The organism is Subtercola boreus (assembly GCF_006716115.1).
Taxonomy (GTDB): Bacteria; Actinomycetota; Actinomycetes; order Actinomycetales; family Microbacteriaceae; genus Subtercola; species Subtercola boreus.
The window spans coordinates 3,038,785-3,049,827 of sequence record NZ_VFOO01000001.1 but is presented as its reverse complement, the minus strand read 5'-3'; the positions used below and the strand labels follow the sequence as shown (position 1 = coordinate 3,049,827).

Below are 11,043 nucleotides of genomic sequence, written 5' to 3'. Positions count from 1 at the left end.
ATTCAGGACGGAGTGTGTTGTGGCGCGATCAATGTTGCCCGGCCGTTCGGCCGGGGCCTTAGCGGTCCCGCTCGCGATCATTGGCCAGATCAGTTTCCTGTTCCTTCTTATGGTCGTGGCCTCAATTGCGATTGGTCTGCCGGAGACTCATCCGGGTGTGATTGTCGTAGTCACGTTCGTGGCAATCGCGCTTTCTGGTGTGGGTGCGACGGCCGTCCTCTACGGGATTGTGGGTTACCGAGCCGCCAACGAAGTACGGTTCGGCTACACCACCCTTCGAGGGGCGCATCAGGAGGTGGAGGAGCTCGATCCGGCAACGGGTCGAACGATCCGCGGTGCCGGCGAACCCTTCCTAGACAAGCAAACACGAGCCCGACGAATCGAGGATCGGTTCGACCTCTCCGAGTCAAGTTCTGTCCCCGCTAGACCGGGCAACCCGTATGCGCGCAGGCGAACGCCAGGACAATGGGTCGTCTGGAGTATGGGAATTGCTGCTGGAGTGCTGGCTGTTCTGGTTCGCACCGGTGTGCTCAAATGAGTACCGAACGTGCTGACCTCGCGGAGCAGGCGGCGAAGACGGTTGAGCCGGTCGGGCGGAGTGTGGTTGGCGAGCGGAACAAGAGCGCCCGCGATCTGCGGCATCGAGCACCTCGATACGGTGCCGTGAGCACTCTTAGTTTGCTAGCTAGGGCCGTGCGAGTTTCTGCCGATAGCAACAATTCTGATCACGTTTTTGTCGTTTCAGACCAGCAGATAGGTACGACGTACCCCAATACTCCTGGCAATAACCGATGAACATACCGTCGTACAGCCAGGTACGCGAGCTCTTCGCCTATCTCGCTCAGCTGGCTGAGGTGATGAGTTCAGATGACGCTGCGCTTCAACTTCGAGCTTTCTCTCCAGTAAGCAAAGGCTGGGCGATTGTGGTGCATTTAAACAAGGAGTCACTGGGAGCCGCATTGAGCATGCCTGGAAATCGGGCCTTGGCGCGCATCGTTGAGGGCGAGTCTGCCAATGGTGAAGATTCCGACCTAGTGCTCGAACTGAGAGACGCCCTACAGACAATCAACATAGGAACGCATGAACTGTTCCTCAACAATGATGGGAAGTCGTTCATGCCTGGCCTACCGTGCAAACTTCCGCCGTTCAGGGCTGACTAGGGCCATTCGCGGTAGCCATCTGGGGGCGTGACGCGGACGGAAAGGCGCTAACGATCATGAATATCAATGTCAACCGCCGTCAATACAACGGGAGGAATCGATGGGCTCATCGAGAACAACTTCTCGCGGCATCATTGCGGTTAAGGTATTGCGCGATGGTTGCCCGTGATGCCTAACGGTCGCCTGAAACTACGCGCGGCCCCAGTCCTGTTTTTTGTGCTCTTGATCGGGGCTTTGGTTTTCCGTGTGACGGCTGGATTTGATCAGTCGGCCAACAGGGGTTTTGAACTCCTTGGGAATGGGGCATTGACGGCCGTCGGTGTTATCGCAGCTGCTTGGCTTTGGATTGCGTTACTGAAGCGACGAAGTCGACGCCTGATGTCCCGCAGCTGGCGCGGCGGAGCGAGGTTGGGTATGAACCTTCCCTCGCTGACGAGTGGTCTAAGGGAGCAGAGCGGGTGGCAGGCTTCTGAAGAGGTCGTTCCGGATTTCTACGCCTTGGTGCCCACGCAAAAGTCACTTGAGTTCTGGGGAAGAGTCGGCGAGAAGGCCCCTCGTGCTGAGATTGCCTACGTCGATATCTCGAAAATCACCCTCGGAGTTGTGAGGGCGAATCGCAGGTTCGCTGCGATTCTGCTCACTCTCGGAGGTCGATCGCAGCCGATACCTTTGGTGCTGTTCAGCGCGAGACTGTTCCGGTTCACTCCGATGCGAAGCAGAGAACTCCAACAGTATCTAGACCTGGTGCTATCAGGCCCGCTCAATGGCGAGAGTGACAGATGGCGCGATTGATGATCCCTGGCAGGTCCGCCGGTGTTCTGGCTCGGCCTGCCGCGGAGATTGCACGACTCGCGATCGGATCTATAGTCGTGCTTCTGATTCTCACGGTGGTGGGTATACACCGTTACCCGGGAAGCGAGCTTGTCTTTTTTGTGGTCTTGGGTGTGGTCGGCACAAGCGTCCTTGGCGCTGGCACTTTGCACTATGTCGCGTTCTACCGGGCTGCTGACGAAGTGCGTCATGGGTACACGACCCTCGAGCGCAGTTATCAAGAAGTCGAGAAGTTGGATCCGGTGTCGGGCCGCACGATAAGAGCTGCGGGGGAACCGTACCTCGATCAGAAGACAAGAGCCGACCGGATTGCTACGGGATTCGACCTTTCGGCTCACAGCCCCGCAGCAGCGGTGCCGAGCGATCCATATCGGCAGTACCGCAGCCGGTGGCAGTGGACGTTGTTGGGCGTCGGAGTCGCCGCCAGCATCCTGGCCTTTCTTTTTCGCTTATCGGAGGGGACGAGATGAGAGCCCGTTGGCAGAAGGGTTCTCGGTTCGGGACGGCCGGTACTGCGGGATCTGTGGGCTCACTCGTGATCGCTGTGGGGTCGCTTATCGTTTTCTTTCGTAACGGAGGGGGCGGCGAGGCGTCTGGCGCCATCCTCATCCCTGCTCTTTCGGTCGCCGGATTCGGGATTGCCTTTGGGATTTTGATCGTCATGAGAGCCGTTTCGAGAACTCGGGAACGAAGATATGAGCGTTCGAAACCCCATGCACTCATAGTGGGTTGTCGTCTGGCAGCAGTGAGTAAACCATCGCTCGCCCTGATCTCGGACTCGCAGACTGTTCGGTACGGGGGCTACTTCCTGACGTTGATCGGCGATGATCACGGAATACGAGTCGTCGGAGGAGGGAGAGAACCGCAGGATGTGCTCAACGTTCCGTGGTCGCGAGTAGCGGGCGAAATCGAACCGATCTCGGTCATGGAGCAGACCACTGCCTCGAACGGGATCGGCGTTCCAATACTTCTCTCAGATCGCACCGAGCGGCTCCAGATCGTCCTGCAGAAAACGAGGTTTACCGGCATCACGCCGCCTGGCGCACGGGCGACGGAGGAAGTGGCCCAAGCCCTCAACCTCCGACGCGAGGTTGCGTCACGAGTCAGTCGCAATGGTGGTGAAACGTGAGCGAGATGTCGACTCTCGGCCTGTTGTTTCGTGCGCTCTACAGAATCGGTCGAGTGCAGATTCCCCCTCGGGTGAATCTGATGGGAATCTCGATTCACGACAGAGGGGTCCACTTGGTTGCTGCGTCCGGATCGCTGTATCGCTGCCGATCCCCCTGAACATCGACGATCTCTATCAGAAGCTCCATCAACTCGACCTCACGATCAGAGTCGTCGATTCGGGAGACAGATTGGCGATGCTTCCGGCGGATTCCGTTGAGAGCAACTGGATCGAGCTGCTGTACGACCTGTCGACGTGGGAGTCGGGGCTGACGAAGAACGGGCAGCAAGTGTCGTACACGGCCCTGCGCCGGATGGGCGCGGTCGCGATCGTCTCAGTGGCGGCCCACGGGTCAGTGTATGAGTTTCATCAGTCGTTGGCGCCGGGAGTTGAACCGGTCGGAGTGCCTTTCGAAATCGCCGATTTCGTGTTCACCGCAACAGGGGAAACCGTCGGAGGAAGAACTGATCGGTCCGGGTCAGGGTCAGGGTCGACGCGATGCCTGCTCGCTCCGGCCACTGCGAGCGAGGGTGGCCGGCACGACGAGAGCTGTCGGTTGGGCATAGTCGGCTACGCCGTCGTCATGAGTATGTTCCTTGCCGCCTGCCTGGCCTTTCTCCAGGTTGCTGCTGTCTTCACGCCGGAGAACCAGTCCTACTTCGTGGAGTTCGGTTTCTTCTTCGGGCTGGTGTGCGCTCCCCTGGGCGCGATTTCCGGAGCGGTGAGCGGCCTCAGCGCGCACCTCGCCGTGCGACGGGTTGGCAACGACCGATCGGTCGGAGTGCGCCCGCTCACTGCTGCGGTGGTCCTTGCGCTGGGCAGTGCGCCGGGAGTGTGGTTGGCCATCTGGATGTACGGAATCTTCGATCTGGACATCCATACTCCTTCCCCGCAGTACCTGGTCGAGCTCGCGGCGGCGGTCTGCGTGCTCGCCTGCGGCGGCGCTCTCCACCTTCGCTCTCGACTGGACCGCGCGAACGAAGGCGCGATACCGGGAGGCCTCGAATGATCGACGCTCAGATGAAGTTTCCGGGCGCACTCATCCTGGTGCTCATCCGAATCTTCGCTCTGTAGATCTGCGCCACATTTGGCTTCATTGCACCTCCGCTCTGCGAATGCCTCCGTCCTGGAACGGAATCTCGCCACTTCGAGTGGGCAGTTTGGGCCCCACCCCGCGGATTTTAGGGCCCAAACTGCCCACTCGATCATCTCGGTGCGCGTAGGCGGCCCGCGTCAGTTCAGGGGGCGGGTGCCGCCCGGGAGCTCGCCGTTCGCGTAGAGGCTGATCGCGAGGTCGGCGAGGGCCGTCAAAGCGACGCGCTGGGTCCAGGGGCCGTAGGAGATGCGCGCGACGCCGAGCTTCTCGAGGGTGGCGGGGGCGAGGGAGCCGGGCACGTTGATGACGCTGACGCGCTGCTGGCCGATGCCCTCGACGAGACGTTCGACGGTGGTGAGGTCGAGTTTGCCGGGCACGAAGACGCAGGCGGCGCCGGCGTCGAGGAAGGCGCGACCGCGGGCGATGGCGTCGGCGACGACCTCGTCGTGGGGGCGGTCGCCAGCCTTGACGAAGGCGTCGGTGCGGGCGTTCAGTACGAAGTTCACGTTCTCGGCGGCCGCGGCGGCGACCACGGCGGAGACGGCGGCGACGGCCTCGTCGAACGGCTTCATCTGGTCTTCGAGGTTGGCGCCCACGATGCCGACCCCGATCGCCTTGCGCACGGTCTCACCGGGAGCGCCGTAGCCGGCCTCGAGGTCTGCGCTGACGGGGAGGGAGGTCGATGCGGCGATGCGGCCGACCATGTCGATCATCAGCTCGACGGGGATGTTCTCGCCGTCTTCGTAGCCGTAGAGTGCGGCGATGCTGTGGCTGGCGGTCGCGAGGGCGGTGGTCTCGGGGATGTCGGCGATCGCGCGGGCGCTGATCACATCCCACACGTTCACGACGGTGAGGATCTCGGGGGAGGTGTGCAGGCGGAGGAGCTCGTCGGCCTTGGACTGGATCGAAGTGGTCATGTCCTCAGCCTAGAACGGAGGCCCGCGAGCAGGTCAGGGGGTTGCGAGGGCTGTGTGGAACTCGCAGGAAACCGTGGTTGTGGAGGAGCAGGCCGCGCACACCACGAGCTGGGTGCGGCAGGCGAGGTCCGCGCAGTTCTGCATGTGGCTGGTGGATGCTCGACAGTGCACACACGAGCCGATCGGCCGGGCATCCGGAGTGAAATCGACCGACATCCGGTCGTCGAACACATAGAGCGAGCCCTTCCAGAGCCCCGCGTCACCGTAGGTTTCGCCGTAGCGGACGATGCCGCCGTCGAGCTGGTAGACGTTCGAGAATCCGCGCGACACCATCAGCGACGAGAGCACCTCGCAGCGGATCCCGCCCGTGCAGTACGTGACGACAGGCTTGTCTTTGAGGTGATCGTAGGCGCCACTGTCGAGTTCGGCGACGAACTCCCGCGTGTTCGCAACGGAAGGCACGACGGCCCCCTCGAACTGGCCGATCTGTGCTTCGAAGGCGTTCCGTCCGTCGAAGAACACCACGTCGTCGCCCGCCAGGCGCTGCTGGTCGACCAGGGCGTGCAGTTCGGGAGGCGACAGGCGGGTCCCGCCGCCGACGACACCCCGGTCATCCACCACCAGCTCGTCGGGAGCGCCGAAGCTCACGATCTCGTCACGCACTTTCACGCTGAGGCGCGGAAAGTCGAGCGAGCGACCCGCGGCATCGAGCCCGCTGCCCTCGCTCCACTTCACGTCGACACCCTTGAACGCCGGGTACTCGCGGGTCTTCCGCAGGTACTTCTTCACCGCGTCGAGCTCGCCACCGAGCGTCGCGTTGATGCCCTGCGCCGACAGCAGGATGCGGCCGCGGAGCCCGAGACTCTCGCAGAGGTCGCGCTGCCAGAGCCGCAGCGCGTCGGGGTCGGGGAGTGGCGCGAACACGTAGAACAGGATGATCTTCGAAACGGCCACCCCCCGATTTTACAGGCTCCGGATGCCCGGCTCCCCGATCGCCGGGGCGCTCATGCCTCTCGCGCGAGCCACTCCGCAAACGTCGCGGAACCCTCCGTCGCAGACGCATCACCCCGCAGCACACCGCTCCGCATCCCGCGCCAGTACGCGCCGGGAAGCGAGACGCCGACGATGGGCTTTCGCGAGTTCCGCTTCCGGGCCACCCTCCGCACCATGTCGAGCAGGATCTCGTCGCGCGGTCCGCGGAGGTCGGGGTGGCGTCCGTCGGCGGGGGCGGGTGCCTCCGCGATGGCGACGAGTGCTTCCGCGACATCCAGAGCCGCCACCGGCCGCAGCAGCCCGGTTGGAACGAGGGTGAGCGGGCCGACCGCGCCGCGCACCAGGATCTGGTCGGCGAACTCGTGGAACTGCGTCGCACGCAGGATGCTGTGCGGCACGGTCGCGTCGGAAACCAGTCTCTCCTGCTCGACTTTCCCCGCGTAGTACCCGAGAGGGAGCTCGTCGATGCCGACGATCGACAGCGCGACGTGGTGCGTGACGGTACCGCGGCGCGCGGCGTCGAGGAGTGTGGAGGTCGCGGCCCGGAAGAACTCCCGCGACCGATCCGCGGAGGTGCTCTGGATGCTCGTGACGTCGATCACGGCGGTGACCCCGGTGAGTGCCTCGTCGATTCCGCGGCCCGTGATGACGTTCTGCCCGGTCGAACGCGAGAGCGGAACAACGTCGTGACCGCGGCGGGCGGCCACGGTCACGACGTGGCGGCCGACGGTTCCGGTGGCTCCGGCGATGGCGATCCTCACTGGATGGCTCCGCGCCGGCCGGCGGTCGTACTGCTGAGGTGGGCGCGGTCGTAATCGATGATCGACAGAAACAGCGCGATCCGATGGAGTTCTCTCATACTCTGTTCGACGACAGAGCCGCACCGAATGTGAGGTGCGGGCGCAGCAGCCTGCCGCAGGGGGGAACAGAGATGATCGGCGACAACGACGCTGACGCTGCTGAACGACGCCAGTTGGCCTCACTCGCCTACCGGATGCTCGGAACCGTGGCCGATGCGGAAGACGCCGTGCAGGAGACCTACCTGCGCTGGTACCGGCTGCCGGCGTCCGAACGTGACGCCGTCGCCAATCGGGCCGCCTGGCTGACCAGGGCCGCGGGACGAGTCTGCCTCGATGCGCTCGGCACGGCGCGGGCACGCCGGGAGCGGTACGTCGGTGAGTGGCTGCCGGAACCCCTGCCGGCCTTTGCGGGCGGGGGAGCATCCGGAGCCGTGCGCGCCGCGAACGGGAGCGGCGACCCGCTCGAGGAGGCCGCGCTCGACGAGAGCGTCAGCACGGCGCTGCTCGTAGTGCTCGAGATGATGACTCCCGCCGAGCGGGTGGTCTTCGTTCTGCACGACGTGTTCGCGGTGCCGTTCGCCGACATCGCCGAGGTCGTCGGGCGGTCAGCCGCGGCTGTGCGGCAGCTGGCGGTCTCTGCACGGCGCCGCGTCAGCGAGGATCGCCGCGGCGAGGTCAGCCCTCGCCAGCACGCCGAGGTGGCCCGGGCGTTCGGTGCGGCGGCGCGTGGCGGAGACATCGCGACGCTGATGACCCTCCTCGACCCCGATGTGGTCGTGCGATCCGACAGTGGCGGGTTCGTCAGCGCTGCCCGGCACCCCGTGCGCGGCGCATCGAACGTTGCACGCTTCCTGCTGGGTGTGCTGAGGAAGAACCCGGGGGCGGTCGTCGAGGAACGACTGACGGCCGACGGCCTCGGCTATGTGACCGTCGTCAGCGGCCGGGTGACAGGCGTGGCGACGCTGGCGGTGCGCGCCGGCCGGATAGTCGACGTGTGGATGGTGCTGAACCCGGAGAAGCTCACGAGCTGGAACTGATCTTCTCTCTCACAGCCACCCGCGCTTCTTGAACGCGAAATACAGCGCCACCCCAGACCCGAGCATCAGCCCCAGCGCCAACGGATAGCCGAGAGGCCACTTGAGCTCGGGCATGTTGGCGAAGTTCATCCCGTAGATCGCCGCCACCAGGGTCGGCGCGAACAGCACGGCCGCCCACGACGAGATCTTCTTGACCTGTTCGCCCTGCGCGAGGCTGGTCTCGGTCATCCGCGTCATCTCGTCGTTCTGCCGTTCGGCGATCAGGGTCGAATGCACGGTGAGCGCGTTCTCGAGCAGCGATCGGAAGGAATCCGTTCGCTCGGTGATGCGCACCACATGGTCGGCCACGTCCCGGTAGTGACGTTTGATCTCCAGCTCGGCCTCGCCCTGCAGGCCGTCGACGAGACGGGACACCATGTCCTCGAGCGGGCGTGTCGCGCGCTGGAAGGCGATCACCTCGCGCAGCAGGTCGTAGATGCGCTTCGAGACCGCGCGGTCGCCGTTGAACAGCTGGTCTTCGATCTCGTCGATGTCGTTCTCGAGCCCCGCCAGAACGGGCGCGTACTCGTCGACGATGAGGTCGAGGATGCCGTACAGGATCGTGTGCGGACCCTCAGCGAGCAGCTGCGGATGCTCCTCCAACCGCTTCCGCACCGCCGCGATCTCGGGAAAGTCGGAGTGGTTCACCGACACGAGGAAGTCCTGCCCCATGAACACGTGCACTTCGCCGAACTTCACCTTCTCGACATCGTCGAGGTAGTGCGCGGGCCGCAGCACGACGAACAGCGTCTCGCCGTACCGTTCGAGTTTGGCGCGCTGGTGGCCGGTGAGGGCATCCTCGACCGCGAGATGGTGCAGGCCCAGCTCGTCGGCGACGGCCTCGAGCTCCTTCCTGTCGGGGTGGCTCAGGTCAATCCACGCCACGCCGCCGGCGGCACGCATCACCTCGAACGTCTCATCGAGGGTCTTCGGGTCGACCTTCCGCTGTCCGTCGACGTACACCGCGTTGTCTGTGATGGTCACTGGATGCCCGTCTCCTGGTTGTTCGTCTCGCGAAGGTGCCCTGCGGCACGCCCGCTGCTCATTCTGCGCCGGGAAGCTGCAGGCCGAGCGCTTCGAGCACGGCCATGGCGGCACTGTGCCCGCCGAGCCCGCTCACCGCTCCGCCCCGGCGCGAACCGGAGCCGCAGAGAAGGATACGACGGTGTTCCGTCGCGACGCCCCACCGCTCGGCGGGCGTGTCGAGCGGTTCGTCGTCGTCGGCCCACGGCCACGAGAGCGGGCCGTGGAAGATGTTTCCCCCGGGTATCCGCAACGCGTGCTCGAGGTCGAGCGTGGTTTTGGTCTCGATGCACGGTTCGCCCGCGGCATCCAGCATCAGGCAGTCTTCGATCGGCTCGGCCAGAACGCTGTTGAGCGAGGCTAGAACGGCGGCCTGCACCTCAGCGCGGAAGGTGTCGTTCGTGGCCTCGGTGACCAGCCGGTGCGGGACGTGCAACGCGAACACCGTGAGGGTCTGGGCGCCGGCGGCCTGCAGTTCCGGCGACAGGATGCTCGGATCGGTGAGCGAATGGCAGTAGATCTCGGCGGGCAGCGGATCGGGTAGGGCGCCGCCGTCGGCCGCGAGCCAGGCGTCGTCGAGCTGCCGGTAGCCCTCGTTGATGTGGAAGGTGCCGCCGAACGCGGCCTCGGGCGTGACGGTCTCGTCGCGGAGCCGCGGGAGGCGCGAGAGCAGCAGGTTCACCTTGGCCTGCGCGCCCTCCGGCCCGCGCTCCGCCCACGCCGCACCCGCCGCCGCGATTGGATCGGTCGAAAGGACGCCAACTGCTCCATCGGCGCCCCTTTCGAGCAGTTCGGGTCCTTTCGATCGATCAAATGGGGCGGGGGTGGCGGGGGACCTCTGCGCAGTGGGGGTAGTCGCCGCGGCGAGCAGGCGGGTCAGCACGGCGGGCGCGACGTTGGCGAGCACGGTGGTGGCGCGGAGGGTGCGGGTCGGGCCGGCTGGAGCCGCGGCGGCGGCGAGGGTGGCGGTCGCGGGCGCGCCAGCGGGCGCGGGCGCAGCGGGGGCCGCCGCGGCGCGGTACGTCACCACGCCGTCGGGCGTCAGCGCGGTGACCTCGGCGTTCCGCACGACGGTGGCTCCGGCATCCAGAGCCGCCGTGTGGAGCGCCGCCGTGACCGCGCCCATGCCGCCGACCGGCACGTCCCAGTCGCCGGTTCCGCCGCCGATGAGGTGGTAGAGGAAGCAGATGTTCTGGGCGAGATCCGCGTCGTGTGCGCGCGCGAAAGTGCCGATCAGAGCGTCGGTCAGCATCACCCCGCGCACGGTGTCGTTCTGGATGTGCGCCTCGATGAGTTCGCCGATCGGATGCTCGACCATCGCCTCCCAGACGTGCGGTGCGCCGGCGTCGACGACCTGCGCCCGAAGCTCCGAGCGGCGGCGGAGCGGCTCGGTCATCGTGGGCCAGAGTTCGCGGGCGAGGGCAGCGCAGTGATCGTAGAACTCGAGGAAGAGGGCGGCGTCCCGAGCCGCGCCGATCGCGGCGAACGAGGCGGTGGTCGCCTCCACGTCGGCGGTGTCGACGAGGAGGCCGCGATCCGACCCCGGAACGGGCGTGTACGACGAGAAACGGCGCCTGACCAGGGTGATGTCGAGGCCGAGGTCGTCGATGATCCTCCGGGGGAGCAGGCTCACGAGGTACGAGTAGCGGGAGAGCCGGGCATCCACTCCCTCGAACGGCGACGCCGAAACGGCCGCGCCGCCCACCTCGGGCAGGCGTTCGAGCACGGTGACGGCCAGGCCCGCGCGGGCGAGGTAGGCCGCGGCGACGAGACCGTTGTGGCCGCCGCCGACGATCGCGACGTCGACGGCCGCGTCGACGGCATCTGCGGCGATCGCGCTGGCGTCAGCCGCGGCGTCGCCGACGGCGGGTTCCGGATGCTCGTTCATCTGCTGAGCATACGCACGCCGCTCGGGCGGGGTACAGTGGTGGCATGCACGGTCGTTGGTATGCGTATTTCGGGTTGGCTCTGGGAGGGCT

The 11,043-nt window shown here is 65.5% G+C and carries 12 protein-coding genes; 7 read left to right on the top strand and 5 right to left on the bottom strand.

The window, feature by feature from the left end; translation table 11 throughout:
* The first annotated feature begins 31 nt into the window (after positions 1–31).
* From FB464_RS14240 to FB464_RS14215, 6 genes are all read left to right on the top strand, one after another.
* On the top strand, positions 32–538 hold the full coding sequence (locus tag FB464_RS14240; protein ID WP_142206724.1) for a hypothetical protein: 507 nt from the start codon (positions 32–34) through the stop codon (positions 536–538).
* A gap of 253 nt (positions 539–791) precedes the next feature.
* Positions 792–1,160 (top strand): hypothetical protein, encoded by a 369-nt coding sequence (locus FB464_RS14235; protein ID WP_142206723.1) that lies wholly within the window; start codon positions 792–794, stop codon positions 1,158–1,160.
* 414 nt (positions 1,161–1,574) lie between these two features.
* On the top strand, positions 1,575–1,952 hold the full coding sequence (locus tag FB464_RS14230) for a hypothetical protein (protein WP_142206721.1): 378 nt from the start codon (positions 1,575–1,577) through the stop codon (positions 1,950–1,952).
* A 77-nt stretch (positions 1,953–2,029) separates the two neighbouring features.
* Positions 2,030–2,461: a hypothetical protein gene (locus tag FB464_RS14225; protein WP_142206720.1), complete on the top strand. Its 432-nt coding sequence runs from the start codon at positions 2,030–2,032 to the stop codon at positions 2,459–2,461.
* Positions 2,462–2,736: 275 nt separating this feature from the next.
* Positions 2,737–3,120: a hypothetical protein gene (locus tag FB464_RS14220; protein ID WP_142206719.1), complete on the top strand. Its 384-nt coding sequence runs from the start codon at positions 2,737–2,739 to the stop codon at positions 3,118–3,120.
* 235 nt (positions 3,121–3,355) lie between these two features.
* On the top strand, positions 3,356–4,168 hold the full coding sequence (locus FB464_RS14215; protein ID WP_116413270.1) for a hypothetical protein: 813 nt from the start codon (positions 3,356–3,358) through the stop codon (positions 4,166–4,168).
* A 224-nt stretch (positions 4,169–4,392) separates the two neighbouring features.
* Here the strand turns inward: FB464_RS14215 and FB464_RS14210 are convergent, their stop codons facing one another.
* The 3 genes from FB464_RS14210 to FB464_RS14200 are packed head-to-tail and all read right to left on the bottom strand — an operon-like array spanning position 4,393 to position 6,926.
* Positions 4,393–5,172, bottom strand: coding sequence for an isocitrate lyase/PEP mutase family protein (locus tag FB464_RS14210; RefSeq protein ID WP_116413271.1), 780 nt, complete (start codon positions 5,170–5,172; stop codon positions 4,393–4,395).
* A 33-nt stretch (positions 5,173–5,205) separates the two neighbouring features.
* Positions 5,206–6,126, bottom strand: a complete 921-nt coding sequence (gene trhO, locus FB464_RS14205; protein WP_116413272.1) for an oxygen-dependent tRNA uridine(34) hydroxylase TrhO — start codon at positions 6,124–6,126, stop codon at positions 5,206–5,208.
* Between the two features lie 50 nt (positions 6,127–6,176).
* Complete coding sequence (locus FB464_RS14200; protein WP_116413273.1) at positions 6,177–6,926, bottom strand: SDR family oxidoreductase; 750 nt, start codon at positions 6,924–6,926, stop codon at positions 6,177–6,179.
* A gap of 170 nt (positions 6,927–7,096) precedes the next feature.
* On the opposite strand from FB464_RS14200, the gene sigJ reads away from it, so the two are divergent.
* Positions 7,097–8,002: an RNA polymerase sigma factor SigJ gene (sigJ, locus tag FB464_RS14195; protein ID WP_116413274.1), complete on the top strand. Its 906-nt coding sequence runs from the start codon at positions 7,097–7,099 to the stop codon at positions 8,000–8,002.
* A 9-nt stretch (positions 8,003–8,011) separates the two neighbouring features.
* Here sigJ and FB464_RS14190 read toward each other — a convergent pair whose 3' ends face one another.
* Together FB464_RS14190 and FB464_RS14185 are read right to left on the bottom strand one after the other, a co-directional pair.
* A complete protein-coding gene (locus tag FB464_RS14190) occupies positions 8,012–9,025 on the bottom strand; it encodes a magnesium and cobalt transport protein CorA (protein WP_116413275.1) in 1,014 nt (337 codons plus the stop codon).
* Between the two features lie 58 nt (positions 9,026–9,083).
* Entirely contained in the window at positions 9,084–10,952 is a 1,869-nt protein-coding gene (locus FB464_RS14185) for a phytoene desaturase family protein (RefSeq protein WP_116413276.1), read from the bottom strand.
* Between the last annotated feature and the right edge of the window lie 91 nt (positions 10,953–11,043).